The sequence below is a fragment of the Bradyrhizobium sp. 41S5 genome, assembly GCF_011516665.3.
GTDB lineage: Bacteria > Pseudomonadota > Alphaproteobacteria > Rhizobiales > Xanthobacteraceae > Bradyrhizobium > Bradyrhizobium quebecense.
On sequence record NZ_CP083721.1, the window covers coordinates 4258914 to 4278129 of the forward strand.

Below are 19216 nucleotides of genomic sequence, written 5' to 3' on the forward strand. Positions count from 1 at the left end.
CCGCAAGACTGCATATGCAAAGCTGGCCGATTCCTGATAGCACTTCGGCCGATGGAGCACTCGAGCCAGCCGGATGCGTTGCCAGAACGGATGCGGACCGCCGCATTCTCCGTTCATATCTTCACGGCGCTCGGCGCCGGGGTCGCGCTGCTGGCGATGCTGGAGGCGGTGCGCGAGCACTGGGCCAACATGTTCGCCTGGCTCGGGATCGCACTGATCATCGACGGGATCGACGGCCCGCTGGCACGCCGGCTCGACGTGGTGCGGCTGCAGCCGAACTGGTCGGGCGAGGTGCTCGACCTGGTGGTTGATTTCGTCACCTATGTGTTCGTGCCGGCCTATGCGATCACCGCGAGCGGCATGCTGCTGCCGCTGGCCGCGCCGGTCCTCGGCATCGGCATCGTGGTCTCGAGTGCGCTGTATTTCGCCGACCGCCGCATGAAGGCCGACGACAATCATTTCCGCGGCTTCCCGGCGCTGTGGAATGCGGCGGCGTTCTATCTGTTCCTGCTGCATTTGCCGCCGGTGCTGTCGACGATCGTGGTCGCACTCCTGATCGTGCTGACCTTTGCGCCGTTCCATGTGCTGCACCCGTTCCGCGTGGTGCGGCTGCGCTGGCTCACGCTGTCGCTGCTTGGCGCCTGGGCGCTGCTCGGCTTGTACACGCTCGCCAACGATTTCATGGTCGGAGCCCCGATCACCTTCGGTCTCTGCGCCATCGCCGTCTACATCGTCGGCAGCGATACCCTGATCCGCCGGATGAAAGCCTTCAGAGCATGACGCAATTGATCACCAGCCCGGAAGCCTGGGCGGCGCTGCTGACCCTGACTGCGCTCGAGATCGTGCTCGGCATCGACAACGTCATCTTCCTGTCAGTGCTCGTCTCCCGGATTCCGCAACCGCAGGCCAACCGCGCGCGGCAGATCGGCTTGCTGCTGGCGCTGGTGTTCCGCATCATCCTGCTCAGCGTTCTGGTCTGGCTGATCGGGCTGACGCAGCCTGTGATCACCATCGAGAGTGTCGCGCTGTCGTGGCGCGACATCATCCTGATCGGCGGCGGCCTGTTCCTGATAGCGAAGGCGACCCACGAGATCCACGGCGAGGTCGAGGCGCGTGACGCCGAGGAGAATGGCGCGCCGAGCCCCAACGCGTTCTTCTGGGTGATCGTGCAGATCATCATCATCGACCTGGTGTTCTCGCTGGATTCGATCATCACCGCGATCGGCATGGCGCAGGACATCGAGATCATGATCGCGGCGGTGGTGATCGCCTGCATCATCATGTACGTCTCGTCGGGACCGGTGGCGCGGTTTGTCGCGGAGCATCCGACCACCAAGATGCTGGCACTGGCGTTCCTGGTGCTGATCGGCGTGGCACTGGTGGCCGACGGCTTCAAATTCCACATTCCGCGCGGCTACATCTATTTCGCCATCGCATTCTCGGCGGCAGTCGAGATGTTCAACGTGCTGGCCAGGCGCAACCGCAAGAAGCCGGCGCGCTAGCCCCGGTTCCAGGCCGCTTGGTTGACAAGCCGGTGCCGATGGCATTCGCTCGTCTGACGCTAATATCCGAGGGGAGCGACGACATGACCAAGGCTGTGCGGGTGCACAAGGTGGGGGGCCCCGAGGTCCTGACCTATGAGGATGTCGAGGTGGGGGCGCCGGGGACCGGCGAGGTCCGCATCCGCCAGCATGCGGTCGGGCTGAACTTCATCGACGTCTATTTCCGCACCGGCCTCTACAAGGCGCCGGGCCTGCCGTTCATCGCCGGCAACGAAGCCGCGGGCGAGGTCGTGGCCGTCGGTCCGGGGGTGACCAATTTCCACCCCGGCGATCGCGTCGCCTACTACTACAATCTGGGCGGGTACGCCTCCGAGCGCGTCATCCCGGCCGACAAGCTGGTCAAGTTGCCCGACCATATCACCTACGAGCAGGGCGCCGTGCTGATGCTCAAGGGGCTCACGGTCTGGTACCTCCTGCACAAGACCTTCAAGGTCGAGCAGGGCCATCGGGTGCTGATCCATGCCGCAGCCGGCGGCATCGGGCTGCTCGCCTGCCAGTGGGCCCACGCGCTCGGCGCGCATGTCATCGGTACCGTCGGCTCGAAGGCGAAGGCCGATATCGCGCTCGCCAATGGCTGCGACCACGTCATCCTCTACAACGAGGAAAATTTCGTCGAACGCGTCAAGCAGATCAGCCGCGGTGAGCTCTGCGACGTCGTCTATGACGGCGTCGGCAAGACCACCTTTCCGGGATCGCTGTCGTGCCTGCGGCCACGCGGCCTGTTCGTCTCGTTCGGCAACGCCTCCGGCCCGGTGCCGCCGTTCCCGCTCGCCGAGCTCAACAACCACGGTTCGCTGTTCGCGACGCGGCCGAAGCTCAACGACTATGTCGGCACCCGCAAGGAGCTGCTCGAAGGCGCCGACACGCTGTTCGCCGCTGTGATCAACGGCAAGCTGCACGTCCCGATCAACCACGCCTATGCGCTCAAGGACGCCGCCAAGGCGCATATCGATCTGGAGAGCCGGGCGACCACGGGGGCGGCGATCTTGAGGCCGTAAGCCTCTCCTCGTCATTGCGAGGTGCTCGCGACAAAATTGCAAAGCAATTTTGCGCTGAAGCGACGAAGCAATCCATTGTCCCGCACGCGTGGAGGGATGGATTGCTTCGCTTCGCTCGCAATGACGGGCGTAGCGGCCGTTACGCGACCCGCCGCGCCGCGCCGACTTTCGTCAGCACGGTATCGAGGCAATCGATGACGGCGGAAATCTCCTCCCGCGTCACGTTGAGTGCCGGCATGAAGCGCAGCGTGTCCGGCTGCGGCGAGTTGACCAGCACGCCGGCCGCGAACGCCTCGGCGACGACGGCGGCGCCGATCGGCATCTTGAGATCGAGCGCGAGCAGCAAGCCGCGGCCTCTGATCTCGCCGAGCCCGTGCCGTGCCGACAGCCGCTGCAATTCGCGCTCGAGCAGGAGGCCGGCGTCGGTGACCGATTTCAGGAAATCGGGTTGGCCGATCTGATCGAGCACGACACGCCCCGCGGCGCACATCAGGGGATTGCCGTTGAAGGTGCCGCCCTGATCGCCGTGATCGAAGCAGGAGGCATGTTCGGTCGCAAGCAGTGCCGCGAGCGGCACACCGCCGCCGATGCCCTTACCGAGCGTCATGATGTCGGGTTCGATTCCGGCGTGCTCATAGCCGAACAGCTTTCCGGTCCGGCCCATGCCGGTCTGGATCTCGTCGACGATCAAGAGCAGGCCGCGCTGTTGGGTCAGCGCCCGCAGCTCTTGCAGGAACGCGTCGGTCGCCGGCCACACGCCGGCTTCGCCCTGGATCGGCTCCAGCATGACCGCGACCGTCGACGCCGTGATCAGCTGGCGGACCGACTCGATGTCGTTCAGCCGCGCTTTCCGGAAGCCCGAGACTTTCGGCTCGAACAGCGGCTCGAACGCCTTCTTGCCCGACGCCGACATGGTCGCGAGCGTCCGGCCGTGGAAGCCACCCTCGAAGGTGATGATCTCGTGCGCGCCGTTCTTGTACTTGGCGCCGAATTTGCGCGCGAGCTTGATCGCGCCCTCGTTGGCTTCGGCGCCGGAATTGGCGAAGAACACCTGATCGAAGCAGCTGTTGTCGACCAGCGCCTTTGCCAGTTTCAGGCTCTGCTCGTTGTAGAATGCCGGGCTAGGCGTCAATAGCCGCCTGGCCTGCGCGGCCAGCGCGTCGGCAACGATGACCGGCGAGTGGCCGAGCGGATTCACGGCCCAGCCCTGCACGAAATCGAGATAGCGGTTGCGGTTGGAGTCCCACAAATACGAGCCCGCGCCGCGCACGAAGACGACCTCGGGGCGAGCGGTGATGTCCATCAGCGCATCGAACGGATGGGGTGCGTTGGTCATGTCGATCTCCTCTGGGGTCGGTGTGGGAAAGGGCAGGCCGAAAAAGCGAGAAGGCCGCGCTTTGCGGGCGCGGCCTTCTCGAAAACCTTGGCTGATTTAGCTAATCAGCGATGGCGTCGGACACGGCGCAGCCCAGCATCGTCGCGGGTGCGACGACGGTTGATGGCGCGGCGGTGGGTCCGGTTCAGCTTCATGGCGCAGGGCCATACAGCCGAAGGGACGGCAGTGTCAAGCGGGTCAGAATCCGGCGACACTGCCGTGCAGGTCGTATTCATCGGCGCGCTCGATCTTCGCGGTGACGATCTCGCCGACCTTGAGCGGGCGGCGGCTGGTCAGATAGACCGCGCCGTCGATCTCGGGCGCGTCGGCCTTGGACCGACCCTTGGCGACCGTCGGGCCGACCTCGTCGATGATCACCTGCTGGCGGGTGCCGACCTTGCGCTTGAGGCGCCGGGTCGAAATCTTCTGCTGCCGCGCCATCAGCGCATTCCAGCGCTCCTGCTTGACCTCGTCCGGCACGGCATTGGGAATCGCGTTCGACGTCGCACCAGCCACCGGCTCGTATTTGAAGCAGCCGAGACGGTCGATCCCGGCTTCGTCGAGCCAGTCGAGCAGATAGGCGAAATCGGAATCGGTCTCGCCGGGGAAGCCGACGATGAAGGTCGAGCGCAGCGTCAGCTCCGGGCACTGCTCGCGCCACTTCTGGATTCGCGCCAGCGTCTTCTCCTGGGCGGCCGGGCGCTTCATCGCGCGCAGCACGTCGGGGCTCGCATGCTGGAACGGGATGTCGAGATAGGGCAGCACCTTGCCCTCGGTCATCAGGCCGATGACCTCGTCGACATGCGGGTAGGGGTAGACGTATTGCAGCCGCACCCAGGCGCCGAGCTCGCCGAGCTCCTTGGCGAGGTCGAAGAACTTCGCGCGCACGCTGCGATCCTGCCAGGGGCTCTCGGCATATTTCAGATCGACGCCATAGGCCGAGGTGTCCTGCGAGATCACAAGCAATTCCTTGACGCCGGCCTTCACCAGCTTCTCGGCCTCGCGCAGCACGTCGTTGGCCGGCCGCGACACCAGATCGCCGCGCAGCTTCGGGATGATGCAGAAGCTGCAGCGGTTGTTGCAGCCTTCGGATATCTTCAGATAGGCGTAGTGCCGCGGCGTCAGCTTGACGCCCTGCGGCGGCACCAGGTCGACATGCGGGTTGTGCGCCGGCGGCAGTGCGCGGTGCACGGCGTCCAGCACGCTCTCATATTGCTGCGGCCCCGTGATCGAGAGCACGCCGGGATAGGCCGCTTCGATCTGCTCCGGCTCGGCGCCCATGCAGCCGGTGACGATGACCTTGCCGTTCTCGGCCATCGCCTCGCCGATCGCCGCGAGCGATTCCTGCTTGGCGCTGTCGAGGAAGCCGCAGGTGTTGACGATGACGATGTCGGCGCCATCATGCTTCCGCGCCAGCTCGTAACCTTCCGCGCGCAGCCGGGTGATGATGCGCTCGGAATCGACCAGCGCCTTGGGGCAACCGAGCGATGAAAAGCTAATACGCGGCGCTCTGCTCATGTGTTAGACCGTGAATGCATCTGAATTTTCCGATCTAACTAATTGGTTCGATAGTAAAATTCAATCTCATATCAGGCTCATTAGATGATAAAGTAATGTTCGGATTCGGCGAAATTAAATTCACCAAAGCCTAAGGCGTCACGGATTTGCCATAATTCAACGCGCGTGAGCGCATGAGGATAATGGAGTGGAAACGACCATCAAGAACGCGCCAACCGCGCCGAGGCCATACGGCTTTGGCGCGCGAACGCGTGCGCGGGAAGCATCCGCACCGACGACCACATCCGCGAGTTGGTGAAGGACGCCGCGGAAGAGATCGCGAGACTGCGGCAGCTTCCCAGTGATCAGCCGCGTGCAGGTACGCCAAAATAAGCTGCACAGGAGCGGACATCGGCCAGCCCACGCGATGGGCAAACGACAGACATTAACTATCGCTCGTTCTTGCCGTGAAAGTGCTTTGGATATAATTCGGAATGGCGGGGTCTCGGGGAGCGCGTTGCGAATGAGCACGGCCGAATTGCGGGTTGTCTACAGGTCAGATGACGAGTGGACGGGCGAAATCATCGCAACTGTGAAATCGGGCACTTTCTCTGCACGGGGATCGGCGTGGTTTGACCGCACGCACGTGAAGGAGACTTTTCTTGCCAACCTTCGATCCTTCCCGCTGACGCCAGCAAATCCGCCGACAATCGAGGGCGGCTTCTGGAATGGCACGGGCAGCCTCGAACAATGCCATCTCAGGATCAGCATTAAGCCCTACAACACCCGTGGAACGCTTCTTGTCCACGTCGACCTCGCCTCACAGGTCGGGAAAACGAAAACACCTGATGCCGATTTGCAGAACAGCGCCACTATACGGTTCCTGACGGAGTATGCGGCCGTCGACGGATTTGCCGAGCAATTCGAAAAGGTCTTGGATGGAAAAGAGGACGATGCTGTCCTACAAGGTGATGCGAATTGAAGACTGCGAATTTCTCTTCGGGTGATGGTGCTTCCGCCCGGGATTGAGCACGTGTGACCTGCTCCCCGATTTGCCCTCGTTTATAAGGAGAGTCTGTTCTGGGTTTGGCCCCTGTTGGGGCGGGTTGCAAACTCGGTCGGTGTGAGCCCGTTGAGGCTCGTGTGCGGTCGGTTGGTGTTGTAGTCGATCCTCCACTCTTCGATGATCCGGCGAGCCTCGTTGAGATTGGCAAACAGGTGCTCGTTCAGGCACTCGTCGCGCAGGCGGCCGTTGAAGCTTTCGACAAAGCCGTTCTGCATCGGCTTGCCGGGCGCAATGTAGTGCCACTCGATCCCGAGTTCTTCCTGCCAGGCCAGGATCGCATTTGAAGTGAACTCGGTGCCGTTGTCGCTCACGATCATGCGTGGGCAGCCCCGGCTTTCAATGATGTGGCCAAGCTCACGCACCACACGCAGGGCGGTGAGCGAGGTGTCGACGACCAGACCCAGGCATTCCCGGGTGAAGTCGTCGACCAGGGTCAGGACACGGAAGCGCCGGCCACTGACCAGCGTGTCCATCACGAAGTCGAGCGACCAGCGCAGGTTCTGATCCTGCGGGATCGTCATCGGCGCCCGGGTGCCCAGTGCCCGTTTGCGGCCACCACGCTTGCGCACGCTCAGCCGCTCCTCCTTGTAGAGCCGGTACAGCTTCTTCCGATTGATCCGGACCCCTTGCCGAGCCAATAGCAGCCCCAGGCGACGGTAGCCGAAGCGGCGACGTTGCGACGCCAATTCCTTCAGCCGGGCTCGCAACGGACCATCGTCCGGTCTCGTCGGGGCATAGCGATAGGTCTTCGGTTGCAGGCCAACCAGCCCGCAGGCCCGCCGCTGCGAGTAGCCCTTCTCATCGATCGCCCAGGTCACAGCGCGTCTCCGCAAGCTGGGCGTCAGAAGTTTTTTCCGAGCATCTCCTTCAGTGTCGATGCGTCTAGCATCGACTCCGCCAGCAGCTTCTTGAGCTTGCGGTTCTCCTCTTCCAGGGCCTTCAGCTTGCGGCCGTCGGAGATCTCCATCCCGCCATAGCGCGACCGCCACTTGTAGAAGGTCGCATCGCTGATGCCGTGCTTGCGGCACAGATCGCTCGCCGACATTCCGGCAGCGTGTTCCTTCAAGACCTTGATGATCTGCTCTTCCGTGAACCTGCCTTTACGCATCGTCTGTCTCCTCGGTGGAGAACAGAACCCTAACTCAAAACCGGGGGCGTTTCAGGGGAGCAGGTCACCACCAGCGCTTCGACTCGGGTTTCAGCCAAAATTCGAACCTTCTCGGATTGATGCTTCTTCTCAGAGAGACGTTCTCAATTCCTTCAAGCAGGCCAATCGTGGCCGCCTCTCTTACGTAGGCGTCCCCGTGGCAATGCCATCGCTCAACAACATCAAATACCGCGTCGAAATTTTGGGTCGCACCGGCTTCGAGCTGCTCCACGAGATGGTGAGCTAAATCTCCAAGCGCCAAATAGTACGGCAGTTCTTCGTTACTATCTTTCCATTGATCGAGGAAAGCGCGCCAGGCCGGGACGAATACCGGACACGCGACGAGCATCGGCTCGAACATCTCATTCTTGCAGATCATTGCCGGCACTGACGCTTGATAGTCCGGAGGACAGCCGCCTCCGGATGGCCATTCTTGGGAGCATGCGCCGAAAAGTTTACATTCGTTGTCTCAGGATCACCCCAAGGACACAAAGCTCACTTTCGGCGCGGCGGCCTCTTGCATATCTCTGAATCTGCCTGATTGATGGGCAGGAGCTAGTCCCAATTGCCGAGAATTACAACCCTTTCCGCACCGTCCCGGCGTGATATGGATGGTTCTTGCCGGGCTTTAAGAGTGGTCGATGAGCGCTGAATCGTCTCCCAAGATCGTCATCGTCGACGAGAGCCCGATCCGTGCGGCCATCCTCGAGGAGGGACTGCGGGAGGCCGGCTATACGGACGTGGTCCATATCAGCGAGATGCAGAGCCTGCTGTCGCGGATCTATGCGCTCGACCCTGAAATCATCGTCATCGATCTCGAGAACCCCAGCCGCGACGTGCTGGAACAAATGTTCCAGGTCAGCCGTGCCGTCCGCCGGCCGATCGCGATGTTCGTCGACCAGAGCGACGCCGCTTCGATCCAGGCGTCGGTGGAGGCGGGCGTCTCCGCCTACATCGTCGACGGCCTCAAGAAGGAGCGGATGAAGCCGATCCTCGACCTCTGCGTGTCGCGCTTCAATGCCTTCTCCAAATTGCAGGATGAGCTCGACCGCACCAAGCATGCGCTGGAGGAGCGCAAGGTGATCGACCGTGCCAAGGGCATCCTGATGAAGGTGAAGGGGCTGACCGAGGAAGAGGCCTACGTGCTGATGCGCTCGACCGCGATGCGCGAGAAGAAGAAGATCGGGGAGATCGCGCAATCGATCCTGACGGCGTCGGAGCTCTTGAAATGACCACACCCCTGCACATCGGATTCATTCCGCTGGTTGACGCTGCCGCCCTGATCGTCGCGGTCGACAAGGGATTTGCCGCAGCCGAAGGCCTCGATGTTGCCCTCGTGCGCGAAGTGTCGTGGTCGAACGTACGCGACAAGCTCAATATCGGACTATTCGACGCGGCTCATCTGCTGGCGCCGGTGGCGATCGCATCACACCTCGGGCTCGGCCACGTCAAGGTGCCGATCGCCGCGCCCTTCAGTCTCGGGCTCAACGGCAACGCCATCACGGTATCGCCGGCGCTGCACGCGGCGCTGATGGAAGAGATCGACGGCGACCGCTTCGATCCGATGGCGACCGCGCGCGCGCTTGCCCGCGTCGTGGCCAAGCGGCGCAAGAGCGGGGCCGAGCCGTTGACGTTCGGCATGACCTTTCCGTTCTCGACCCACAATTATCAATTGCGGTTCTGGATGGCCGCCGGCGGCGTCGATCCCGACGAGGACGTCCAGCTCGTGGTGCTGCCGCCACCCTACATGGTGGACAGTCTGGCCAACGGCCATGTCGACGGGTTCTGCGTCGGCGCGCCCTGGAATTCGATCGCGGTCGATCGCGGCGTCGGCCACATCCTGCACTTCGTCTCGGACATCCTGCTCAGCGCGGTGGAGAAGGTGCTGGCGGTGCGCCAGAACTGGTCGGAGAAGAACGCCGACGTCGTGGCCTCGCTGGTGCGCGCGCATCTGCGCGCCGCGGAGTTCATCGAGCAGCCGGAAAACCGGCTCGAGGTCGCGCGCATCCTGGCGCAGCCCGAGCGGCTCGGCGTCGACGCCGACGTCATCCAGCGCACGCTCGACGGCCGGCTGAAGATCTCGCCCGACGGCACCATGCGCGAAAGCAGTCGCTATTTGCTGGTCGGGCGCGAGGCGGCGGCGCGACCGGACCCGGGGCAGGCGGCCTGGCTCTACGCGCAGATGGTTCGCTGGGGCCAGACGCCGTACCGGCCGGAGGCACTTAAGGCTGCCATGGCGGTGTTCAGGCCGGACCTCTACGACGCCGCATCCGGGCGCCCGGCTGGCACCTCCAACGCCATCGGTGCGTTCGCCGGTCCGCCGTTCGATCCGAACGACGTTCCTGGCCATCTGGCGGCCTTCAAGATCGGGCGCTGGAAGCCCTGAGCGCGGTGCAGCGGCCGCTTCCACCGGCATGTGCACGGCTGTTACGTTTTGTTGCCGGGACAAGGATGAGCAACAGACACGGCAGCGGCCGCGCCTCAGCTATCCACCTCCGGCTACTTTGCATGGGGTTGTTTTCGAGAATTTCGATTATTGCGGGACTGGCGCGGGTTCCCGACGCCTCAGATTGCAACGAATAAGATTCTCGGCCGAGCGCACGGGAAAGAATTTTCCTCTCGGAACCGTGTTCCCGAAGGCGGTGGCATCGCTATTTTTGCTGCCCGCTTGAATCGGCGTGGGAACGCTATTCCATATGCTCGAGAATGGGGCGTTGGAGATCGACCATGCGCGAGCTATCGGCGGAAGCCCGCCTGCACTTTTACGCGCGACAAATTTCAAGGAAGTCCGCGACCGGAATTCACACTGCGGCGCTCTACAGCGCGTTCGCCGTGATCGCGGCCATCGTGTTCGGCACGCTGTCCGTCCACCCGTTCTGAGCCCTTCTGAAAATTCAAAAGCCGCCGTCTGATGTCCCCAGGCGGCGGCTTTGTGTTGTCTGGATGCTGACGGCTCAGTAGCCGTAGCCGCGTCCATATCCGTAGCTGTAGCCATAGCCATATCCACCGCCGCAGGTGTTGCAGGTCGGCTGGACCGGCGCGTAGTAGGAATAGCCCGGCGAGACCATCTGCGTGCGTTCCTGGGTGGCGTATTGCGGCGCGATGCGCTCATAGGCGACGCCTTCGGGCGCGACCATCACGGTCTTCGGCACCATCACGGTACGATACTGCGCGGGCGTGCGATGCGCGATCACGCGGCCCGGCGACACCATCACGGTCTCCTGCACGGTGCGATACTGCGGCGGCACCGTCTGCACCTGATAGCAGGTCGTGCAGGGCTGGGGCGGCGGCGTATAGCAGCTGTAGCAGCCGGCGGAGGCTGCGCTGGTGAATGCGGCCGTGGCAACCGCCGCAATTGCGAGGGAGAGGCTGGTGCGGAACATGCTTTCGTACCCAATTTCCTGAGAGGACAATCAAAGGCTCGGAAGCTGCACCTAGCAATCAAACGGCAAGTTTGGGTTTAAGAAGACTCTTAACGGAATCTAAAAGGGTCGGCGCGACAGCCGGCCCTTTTCAATCGATGCGTTGGCGGCTCAGTGCGCGGTCTTGAACGGCGCAACCGTGATGCCGGCCTTGCTCAACGCCTCGCGCAGACCGCGCGCGATCTCGACGGCGCCATGCGTGTCGCCATGGATGCAGACGGTATCGGTCTGCATCTTGATCACCTTGCCGGTGACCGAGACGACCGCGCCATCCTGCACCATCCGCACCACGCGCTCGGCGATCGCCTTGGGATCGTGCAGCACCGCGCCGGGCTTCTTGCGCGACACCAGATTGCCGTCGTCCTCATAGGCGCGGTCGGCAAACACTTCGTGCGCCATCCGCAGATTGGCGGCTTCGCCCGCGCGCACCAGCTTTGAGTTGGCGAGCACCACGAAGATGAGATTGCGGTCGACCGCCTTGATCGCATTGGCGATCGCCCGTGCGGTCATGTCGTCCTCACAGGCGACGTTGGAGATCGCGCCGTGTGCCTTCACATGGGTAACCTTGTGGCCGGCCGCGGTTGCGATCGCCTGCAGGGCGCCGATCTGATAGGCGATCAGGTTCTCGATCTCGGAGGATGTCAGCCCCGGCATCGGGCGGCGGCCAAAACCGTGCAGGTCGCGGTAGCCAGGATGGGCGCCGACGCTGACGCCGCGCGCCTTCGCGAGCTCGACGGTCTTGCGCATGATGTCGGCGTCGCCGGCATGGAAGCCGCAGGCGACGTTGACCGAGGTTGCAAGCTCGATCATCGCGGCATCATTGCCCATTTCCCAAGGGCCAAAACTTTCGCCGAGATCGCAATTGAGGTCGATGGTTGCAGTCATGACGATCGATCCGTTTGTTGTTCGTATTTGATTCAGGGTAGCGCAACTTGCCAGGTCGACACATCGACGGCGCTGACGGCCTGACCCGCGACATTCGCATCCCGCAGCGCCTCGATGTTGAGGCCAAAATCGTCGATGCCGCGGAGGCGATCGGGCAGGGAATGCAGAAGCGCGTGGAACTTGATCGCCTCGGCCTGCGCTTCCGCCATGGTCACGGCCTTGAAGCGGAACGGCCGGCCGGCGGAGGTCTGCGCGAAGCGGCCAAGGTCGGCCGTGATCACGGTTGCGATCTTTGGATAACCACCGCTGGTGCCGCGGTCCGACATCAGCACGATCGGCTGGCCATTGCCGGGCACCTGGATGCTGCCGTTGACGGTGCCGTCGGACACGATGTTGTGGCCGTCGCGGTGCTTGATGACGGCGCCTTCGAGCCGGTAGCCCATGCGGTCGCTGGTGGCCGAGATCTTCCACTCGCTGTCGAGGAACAGCTGCTTGTTTTCTTCGGTGAACTCGTCGTCCTGCGGGCCGAACACGATGCGTATCGGCGCATCGGTAGCGGCCGGCAACTCGATGCGGCGCTCGGCGGCGCCGCTCGCAGCTTTCGTCTTCAACTCGTCGCCGCTTTGCAGCGGCCGCGGGTAGGGGCTGCCGAGCCCGGCCCGGGCATTGACGGCGAGGCTGCCGAACATCGGCTCGCCCTCGATGCCGTGCTCGATCGCGAGATAGCTGAACGAGCCGCCGCGCGCAAAGCCGAGATTGAGCGTCTCGCCTTCGGCGAGCGTCGCCGAACTGTCGAACGCCACCGGCCGCCCGCCGATGTCGGCATTGCGCGATGCGCCGGCGAGTCCGATGCGCACCGCGCCGCCGCGCGCGGTGAAGGTGGCGCCGAATGGACCGATTTCGACCGCGGCGGCGAACGGCTCATTGCCGACCAGCGTGTTGGCGGCCGCCAGCGAAAGCCTATCCATCGCGCCGCTCGGCGTCAGACCGTAGCGCTGCGAGCCCGGACGTCCGCCGTCCTGTACCGAGCTTGCCGGGCCGATCGAGGTGACGACGAGCTTGCTCATGGCCTCACCAGTTCCGCGACGAACGCGCCGGCCTCGGCGGCGCGGTCCTGTTCGGCAAAGGTCTTGGCATCCACTGCCGTGAAGCTGACGGCATCGCCCGGCTCCAGCAGGAAGGTCGGTTCGCGATGCAATTGGTAGGTTCGCACCGGAGTGCGGCCGAGCAGGTGCCAGCCGCTCGGGCCGGCGAGGCACTGCACGCCGGTCTGGATGCCGCCGATCGAGATGGTGCCGGCTGGGGTCACGAGCCGGGGCTCCTTGCGCCTGGGTATATGCAGGAACTTTTCCAGCCCGCTGAGATAGGACCAGCCGGGCGTGAAGCCGATCATGGCGACGCGATAGTCGCCGGCGGCGTGGCGCGCGACGATCTCATCGGGCGTGGTCTGAAGTGCCTTCGCCACATCCTCGAGATCGATGCCGTGCTCGCCGCCATAGGTGATGGGGATCCGCCAGCGCCGCGTTCCGCCTTCGGTCGGCGGTGCCTTGGCGGCGCGCGCAAGCAGCTGCTCGCCGAGCGCATCGAAGGTGATCTGCGCGGGATCGTAATGCACCAGCAGCGACCGGTAGGTCGGCACGGTCTCGGTGATCCCGGCGATCGGCCCGGCTGCTATCACGCGGTCGAGCGCCAGCACCCGCCGGTTGGCGGCGTCATCGATGGTGCGGCTGAATTCCACCGTGATGGCGCTGTCGCCACTCGGCAAAAGGCGGGGAGGACTTAAGGGTTCGGCCATCGGCTCAAGCAGATTGGGTCGGCCATCAAGCTAGCGTGTTTCGATTCAAAACGGAATTCGCTTCGTGCAAAATGATGCAGCAACTTCAATAAATTAATCGGCATACCGACGATAAATTCAGGTGATCGCAGCTTTTTCGCGCAGCCCTTGACGCAGGGCCTTCGCCCGGCAACATGCGCCGGTCTTTTCCTCCCATCGGAGCAAGCTTTCCAGATGTCACTGTCCGCCGAAGCGATCGCGACGCTGTCGCACGTGTCCACCGCCACCATCACCACGGTCCTGCTCAAGAAGGGCCTGCGCAACATCTGGATGCGCGGCACCAAGCCCTTGAAGCCCGGGCAGAAGCGGTTGGTCGGACCGGCCTTCACGCTGCGCTTCGTGCCGGCCCGCGAGGATCTGGCGACGCCGGAATCCTGGTCGTCGCCGATCTCGACCCGTACCGCGATCGAGGCGATGCCGGCGGGCTGCATTGCCGTGGTCGATGCGATGGGCATCACCGATGCCGGCATTTTCGGCGACATCCTCTGCGCACGCATGGTCAAGCGCGGGGTGACGGCGCTGATCACCGATGGCGTGGTCCGTGACGTCGAGGGCGTGCTCGGCACCGGCCTGCCGGTCTGGTGCGACGGCTACGCGGCGCCGCCGTCGGTTGCAGGTCTGACCTTCGTTGGCTGGGGCGAACCGATCGGCTGCGGCGGCGTTGCCGTGTTTCCGAACGACGTGGTGGTGGCCGACCAGGACGGCGCGGTGCTGATCCCGCAGGCGTTCCTTGACCAGGTGCTGGCCGAAGGACCCGAGCAGGAGCGGATGGAAGCCTGGATCGTCAACGAGGTGAACAATGGCGCCCAGCTGCCCGGCCTGTATCCGATGAATGCCGAGACCAAGGCGCGCTACGCCGCAACCAAGAAATAGCGTCAAGAGAGGGAGGTAACCCCATGGATATCCACGTTTCCGGCTCGCGGCCGACCCGCCGCGCGCCGAAGGAGAACTTCACCGGCAGCGTGCTGCAGGACCCGATCAACATGGCGCCGGCGCCGGCGCGGCTGAATGCTTCGCGCGTGTCATTCGAGCCCGGTGCGCGCACCGCCTGGCACACCCATCCGCTCGGTCAGACGCTGTATGTGATCTCGGGCATCGGCCGCGTGCAGGCCAAGGGCGGGCCGATCCGGGAAATCCGCCCCGGCGACGTCGTCTGGATCCCGCCGAACGAGAAGCATTGGCATGGCGCTTCGCCCGACAACAGCATGACCCACATCGCCATGCAGGAGGCGCTCGACGGCGTCTATTCGACCTGGATGGAGCACGTCACCGACGAGGAATACAACGGCAAGGTCGGCTGAGCCGGCGTTGCTGGGCCACAAGAAAAAGCCCCGCTGATCAAGCGGGGCTTTTTGATTCCGGACCGCGATTTCGCGTCGCTCAGTTCACCCGCGTCCAGGTCTGGCCACCACAGAACATGCCCCCGAACGCGCAGCCCTGGACACGCAGCGTGTCGGGGCTCTTCAGGGCGATGGTGGAATCGTAGGTGCTGCCGCTGTTGGGATCGAAGATCCGGCCGCTCCATTTGTCCTTGCCCGGCTTCATGTTGATCAGAACCTGCTCGCCGTTGGCGTTCGATGTCTTGTCGACCGAGTAACCGCAGAGATTGGCGCCGCATTGCTCGATGCGGACCTTGCCTTCCTTCTCTTCAGTCAGCCAGACGCCGAGCGGCGAGTTGGCTGCTTGTAGGGGGTTCGCCGCCGGCTTGGGCGCGGGCGATGCGGCGCCGACCGTCGGCGCCGGGGCCGGCTTTGCCGACGCTGGCGCGGCACTTTGTTGCACAACTGGCGGCGCGGGTGGTGGTGGCGGTGTGGTTGCTGCCGTAGGCGGCGGTGACGCAACGCTCGTGTTTGCAGGCTCTGTCGTTGTTGCTGACGACGCTGGCGCCGCGGCCTGATCAACGGCAGTGGAAGAGGGTGAGGCAGCGCCCGCAGGTGGCGTGGCAGGCATGGACGCAGAATCCGTTTTGGCGTCCTTCGGAGCCGTCTCGCGCTTCTGCTCGGCGTCCCTGTGCTTGGCGCGCTTGGTGCTACGGCCGGTATTGTCATAGACGCCGGGGATCGAAACCGTTCCACGATCGGGATCGATGCGAATGGTGCGGCCGCCGTAATCGAACGTATATTGCGCCTGCGCTGTCGCCGTGCTCGCCAGCACGAGCGTGGCGATCGCCAGAAGCTTCCTCATCTCGACCTCCAGTGCAGGGAATCCCGTTCGCGAGGCTATTTGGTAGGCGCCTCGCTGAACGTGCCCCAAATCACGGTCAGAACATGAGTCGTGTCCTCGCGCCCCAGGTTCAAATCACTGGATGCGATCCGGTTCAGGCCGTGCGCATCAATTTGCCGCACGCGAGCAGCAAACTTGGCGCAGGCTATTCAAACCACGCGGCATAGATCTTCGCGTAGCTGCCGTCTTCGCGCGCGATATGGAGCCACTGGTCGACAAACGCCTTCAACGCGACGTCGCGCTGCATCCAGTAGGCCTTTTCCGCGAAGTCGAACGGCTGGTCGGGATGCACGGCGCAGAGCACGCCGGGATGCAGCTTCTGCTGATAGCGCGTCTCGGACGCGTCGGTCATCATCAGGTCGGCGTCACCCTTGGCGATCTCCTCGAAGATTTTGGTGTTGTCGTTGAAGACACGGATGTCGGCGGCCTTCACGTTGGCGCGCGCAAAACGCTCGTTGGTGCCGCCGGGATTGACGATGACACGGGTGCCGGGCTTGTCGATCTCGGCGATAGTCTCAAACTTGCCCTTGTCGGCGCAGCGCGCGATCGGCGTCTTGCCCTCGCGCATGATCGGCGTCGAGAACAGGCCCTTCTTCTGCCGGTCGAAGGTGATGGAGACGCCGCCCATCGCGATGTCGAAATTGCCCGATTCGAAATCCTTCATCATCTGCGGCCACGATGTCGGCACGAACTCGACCTTGACGCCGAGCGCCTTGCCGAGCGATTGCGCCATGTCGACGTCGAATCCGCGAAACGCGTTCGTCTCCTTGTCGAGCGCCGTGAAGGGCAGGTAGTCGCCGGTCATGCCGACGCGCAGCGTGCCGCGCTTGACGATCTCATCGAGCCGGGACGGCGCCGGCTGCGCTTGCGCGGCAGAAACAAGCAAAGCGAGAGCGAGGCCGGCCAGCGCGCGAAACATCAAATTTTCTCCATCCGCTCTTTTGCGATGCCCGTGAGCACGTATCGCGTGTCAGGTCTCGTGGCGGTCCTTGCTGGCCTGAAGGACGGCCGCCGTACGGCTGACGATCTCATGCTTGAAATGCTCGAAGCGGCGCCGCGCTTCGGCCTCGCGATCGTCGACGAATCTGATCGCGGCATCCCGGTCCATGGGGCCATTGACCAGCGGGGTCGATCCTTCGCCGACGGTCTCGTCGACATAGTATTGGGCGCCGTCCTCGCGCACCGTCCAGCGGAAGCGCAGCGCAGCCATCGGGCCTGGTCCGGACTTGGAATAGCCATTGGCCTCGATCGGTTGGGGCGGCTGGATCGGCTCCGGCTCCGGCACGCTCGGCTCGGGTTCGCTCAGCTCGGTCTCACTCGGCTCAGACTGTTCGACCAGGAACTCGGGTTCCTCGATCGGCGGCGGCTCGGCAAGCGCGGCCTCCACGGACACGGTCTTAATGGACACGGTCTCGACGGTAATGATCTCGACGGACGAAGGCAGGGGCGGTGGCATCGCTATCGAGACCGGCGGCTCCTCCACAGGCTCGGATGCCTTGTCCGCCGTCTTGCCGGAGGACTTGTTGTCCGACGACTTGGGCTTCTCGGGAGGCGACGTCGTCTGATCGAGAATGCTCGCGATTGCGGCGAGCGCATTGTCGGTCGGGTCACTCACGGTTCGGCCTCCCAGGCATGACGCCGGCGGAATCGTGCCGGCGCCCCTTCTATCTACCTGATCTGACTGCCCTTTGTCAGCCCAGCGCTTCGTTCCTGATTGCTAGGCGCAGACCGGGGGCCGCCGGTCCTTCCAGGGGCGAACCTGCTCGAGCTGGCTGGCGAGGCGGAACAGCAGTCCTTCTTCGCCAAGCTTGGCCGCGAACATCATGCCGAGCGGCAGACCGGCCTTGTTCCAGGCCAGCGGCACCGACATTGCCGGCTGCCCGGACATGTTGAACATCGAGGTGCCAGGCATGTAGCGGCGCAGCACCGGCGCGATGTGGGTCAGGTCCTCGGACATCGTGTTCAACTCGCCAATGCGGAGCGGCGGCGCGCACAAGGTTGGGCTGAGGAAGATGTCGCAGCCCTCGAAGAAGGTCGCAAGCCCGCGCGAGATCTGGAACGCCGCAAGCTGCGCGGCGACGTAGTCGGCGGGGGTCATCTTGACCGAGTTCTGACCGCTGGCGAGCGTCAGCCGCTCGACATCGTCCGACGTCAGCGTGCGCCCGACGCGCTGTTCGAGCAGGCGGATCGTCAGCGCCGTGTTGCCGCCGACGATCGTCGTCATGACCGCGGCGGGATCGGCGGCAAGCGGCGGTGCACGCTCCTCGACATGATGGCCGAGGCCCGCCAGCAGCTTGGCAATGTCGCGGACCGCCGTGGCGATCTCGGGATCGATCGCATCGCCATAGGGCGACTTGTCGGTGAAGCTGATGCGTAAATGGCCGGGGTCGCGTCCGACCTCCTGGGAAAACGGCCGCTCCGGCGGCGGCGCGACGTAGAGGCTCGACGGCTCAGGACCATGGATCGCATCCATCATGACCGCGCTGTCGCGGACGCTGATGCTCAGCACATGGCCGACGGAGAAGCCGCCCCAGCCCTCGCCGCGATCGGGGCCGCAGGGGTTGCGGGCGCGCGTCGGCTTCATGCCGAACACGCCGGAGGCGGAGGCGGGGATCCGGATCGAGCCGCCGCCGTCGCTGGCATGCGCAACGGGCAGGATGCGCGCGGCGACAGCAGCCCCCGCGCCGCCGGACGAGCCGCCGGAAGAATGGTCGAGATTCCAGGGATTGCGGGTCGGGCCGAACAGGCGGGATTCCGTCGTCGGCATCAGGCCGAACTCCGGGCTCGCGCTCTTGCCGAAAATCGCAAGACCCGCATCGAGGAAGCGCTGGGTCAGCGTGCCATTGTGGTCCGCGACGAAGTCCTTCAGCAGGCTGGCGCCCGACGTGGTCCGGGTGCCCTCGAGCAGATCGAGATCCTTCACCAGGAACGGCACGCCGGTGAAGGGGCCGTCGGGCAACCCCTTGGCGATCTGGCGCTCGGCGTAGTCGTAGTGCTTGACGACGACTGCGTTGATCTTCGGATCGACGGCGGTCGTGCGCGCAATCGCCTCGTCGAGCAGCTCCTTTGCCGTGACGTCCTTGTTGCGGACGAGCTCGGCGAGACCGACCGCGTCGTAGTTGCCGAATTCCTTGAAAGCCATGTGCATGCTCCGCATCGCCGGGCCGACCTCGGGGGATCGGCCGGGGCGCAAACGAGAAAGGCCGA

21 protein-coding genes are annotated in these 19216 nt (G+C 64.1%); 9 read left to right on the top strand and 12 right to left on the bottom strand.

Features of this window, described 5'->3' with window-relative positions:
- Window positions 1-51 precede the first annotated feature (51 nt).
- From pcsA to HAP47_RS20280, 3 genes are all read left to right on the top strand, one after another.
- Window positions 52-780 carry a phosphatidylcholine synthase gene (pcsA, locus tag HAP47_RS20270; RefSeq protein ID WP_173643541.1) on the top strand — a complete coding sequence of 243 codons (729 nt, stop codon included), beginning with the start codon at window positions 52-54 and terminating at the stop codon, window positions 778-780.
- Entirely contained in the window at window positions 777-1502 is a 726-nt protein-coding gene (locus HAP47_RS20275; RefSeq protein ID WP_173643542.1) for a TerC family protein, read from the top strand. The genes pcsA and HAP47_RS20275 overlap by 4 nt, the downstream gene beginning before the upstream one ends.
- Before the next feature lie 83 nt (window positions 1503-1585).
- Window positions 1586-2560 carry a quinone oxidoreductase family protein gene (locus HAP47_RS20280; RefSeq protein WP_173643543.1) on the top strand — a complete coding sequence of 325 codons (975 nt, stop codon included), beginning with the start codon at window positions 1586-1588 and terminating at the stop codon, window positions 2558-2560.
- A gap of 139 nt (window positions 2561-2699) precedes the next feature.
- On the opposite strand, the gene HAP47_RS20285 is transcribed toward HAP47_RS20280, so the two are convergent.
- Both HAP47_RS20285 and rimO read right to left on the bottom strand, forming a co-directional pair.
- Window positions 2700-3896, bottom strand: coding sequence for an acetylornithine transaminase (locus tag HAP47_RS20285; RefSeq protein ID WP_173643544.1), 1197 nt, complete (start codon window positions 3894-3896; stop codon window positions 2700-2702).
- A gap of 237 nt (window positions 3897-4133) precedes the next feature.
- Complete coding sequence (gene rimO, locus HAP47_RS20290) at window positions 4134-5453, bottom strand: 30S ribosomal protein S12 methylthiotransferase RimO (RefSeq protein WP_173643545.1); 1320 nt, start codon at window positions 5451-5453, stop codon at window positions 4134-4136.
- A gap of 502 nt (window positions 5454-5955) precedes the next feature.
- On the opposite strand from rimO, the gene HAP47_RS20295 reads away from it, so the two are divergent.
- Window positions 5956-6414 (top strand): hypothetical protein, encoded by a 459-nt coding sequence (locus HAP47_RS20295; RefSeq protein WP_173643546.1) that lies wholly within the window; start codon window positions 5956-5958, stop codon window positions 6412-6414.
- Window positions 6415-6494: 80 nt separating this feature from the next.
- Here the strand turns inward: HAP47_RS20295 and HAP47_RS20300 are convergent.
- Window positions 6495-7606, bottom strand: a protein-coding gene (locus HAP47_RS20300) for an IS3 family transposase (protein WP_173643547.1) whose coding sequence is annotated in 2 segments (ribosomal slippage) — window positions 6495-7351 and window positions 7351-7606 — 1113 coding nt in all. Because the reading frame shifts where the segments join, the coding sequence is not laid out codon by codon here.
- Window positions 7607-7670: 64 nt separating this feature from the next.
- Window positions 7671-8006, bottom strand: coding sequence for a DUF7674 family protein (locus tag HAP47_RS20305; RefSeq protein WP_231168309.1), 336 nt, complete (start codon window positions 8004-8006; stop codon window positions 7671-7673).
- A 280-nt stretch (window positions 8007-8286) separates the two neighbouring features.
- Between HAP47_RS20305 and HAP47_RS20310 the strand changes: the two genes are divergently transcribed.
- The 3 genes from HAP47_RS20310 to HAP47_RS20320 all read left to right on the top strand — a co-directional run bounded on the left by HAP47_RS20310 (window position 8287) and on the right by HAP47_RS20320 (window position 10525).
- A complete protein-coding gene (locus HAP47_RS20310) occupies window positions 8287-8877 on the top strand; it encodes an ANTAR domain-containing response regulator (RefSeq protein WP_018271619.1) in 591 nt (196 codons plus the stop codon).
- The gene (locus HAP47_RS20315) at window positions 8874-10031 is read left to right on the top strand and encodes a CmpA/NrtA family ABC transporter substrate-binding protein (RefSeq protein WP_173643549.1); all 1158 of its coding nucleotides are present in this window, start codon (window positions 8874-8876) and stop codon (window positions 10029-10031) included. Before HAP47_RS20310 ends, HAP47_RS20315 begins: the two co-directional genes overlap by 4 nt.
- 341 nt (window positions 10032-10372) lie before the next feature.
- Window positions 10373-10525 (top strand): hypothetical protein, encoded by a 153-nt coding sequence (locus tag HAP47_RS20320; RefSeq protein ID WP_173643550.1) that lies wholly within the window; start codon window positions 10373-10375, stop codon window positions 10523-10525.
- Between the two features lie 74 nt (window positions 10526-10599).
- Here the strand turns inward: HAP47_RS20320 and HAP47_RS20325 are convergent, their stop codons facing one another.
- The 4 genes from HAP47_RS20325 to pxpB form a co-directional block, all read right to left on the bottom strand.
- Window positions 10600-11028: a hypothetical protein gene (locus HAP47_RS20325; RefSeq protein ID WP_173643551.1), complete on the bottom strand. Its 429-nt coding sequence runs from the start codon at window positions 11026-11028 to the stop codon at window positions 10600-10602.
- Between the two features lie 150 nt (window positions 11029-11178).
- A complete protein-coding gene (locus HAP47_RS20330; protein WP_092114433.1) occupies window positions 11179-11952 on the bottom strand; it encodes a LamB/YcsF family protein in 774 nt (257 codons plus the stop codon).
- A 32-nt stretch (window positions 11953-11984) separates the two neighbouring features.
- Window positions 11985-13019 (bottom strand): biotin-dependent carboxyltransferase family protein, encoded by a 1035-nt coding sequence (locus HAP47_RS20335; protein ID WP_173643552.1) that lies wholly within the window; start codon window positions 13017-13019, stop codon window positions 11985-11987.
- On the bottom strand, window positions 13016-13747 hold the full coding sequence (gene pxpB / locus HAP47_RS20340; protein ID WP_173643553.1) for a 5-oxoprolinase subunit PxpB: 732 nt from the start codon (window positions 13745-13747) through the stop codon (window positions 13016-13018). The genes HAP47_RS20335 and pxpB overlap by 4 nt, the downstream gene beginning before the upstream one ends.
- A 213-nt stretch (window positions 13748-13960) precedes the next feature.
- On the opposite strand from pxpB, the gene HAP47_RS20345 reads away from it, so the two are divergent.
- Together HAP47_RS20345 and HAP47_RS20350 are read left to right on the top strand one after the other, a co-directional pair.
- Window positions 13961-14659, top strand: coding sequence for a ribonuclease activity regulator RraA (locus HAP47_RS20345; RefSeq protein ID WP_092114436.1), 699 nt, complete (start codon window positions 13961-13963; stop codon window positions 14657-14659).
- 23 nt (window positions 14660-14682) lie between these two features.
- Window positions 14683-15087 carry a (R)-mandelonitrile lyase gene (locus HAP47_RS20350; RefSeq protein WP_146985948.1) on the top strand — a complete coding sequence of 135 codons (405 nt, stop codon included), beginning with the start codon at window positions 14683-14685 and terminating at the stop codon, window positions 15085-15087.
- Window positions 15088-15166: 79 nt separating this feature from the next.
- Here HAP47_RS20350 and HAP47_RS20355 read toward each other — a convergent pair whose 3' ends face one another.
- From HAP47_RS20355 to HAP47_RS20370, 4 genes are all read right to left on the bottom strand, one after another.
- On the bottom strand, window positions 15167-15970 hold the full coding sequence (locus HAP47_RS20355) for a DUF2147 domain-containing protein (RefSeq protein ID WP_173643554.1): 804 nt from the start codon (window positions 15968-15970) through the stop codon (window positions 15167-15169).
- A 184-nt stretch (window positions 15971-16154) separates the two neighbouring features.
- Window positions 16155-16928 carry a transporter substrate-binding domain-containing protein gene (locus HAP47_RS20360; RefSeq protein ID WP_371821631.1) on the bottom strand — a complete coding sequence of 258 codons (774 nt, stop codon included), beginning with the start codon at window positions 16926-16928 and terminating at the stop codon, window positions 16155-16157.
- Window positions 16929-16979: 51 nt separating this feature from the next.
- Window positions 16980-17624: a hypothetical protein gene (locus HAP47_RS20365; protein ID WP_231168311.1), complete on the bottom strand. Its 645-nt coding sequence runs from the start codon at window positions 17622-17624 to the stop codon at window positions 16980-16982.
- 102 nt (window positions 17625-17726) lie between these two features.
- On the bottom strand, window positions 17727-19151 hold the full coding sequence (locus HAP47_RS20370) for an amidase (protein ID WP_173643556.1): 1425 nt from the start codon (window positions 19149-19151) through the stop codon (window positions 17727-17729).
- Window positions 19152-19216 lie beyond the last annotated feature (65 nt).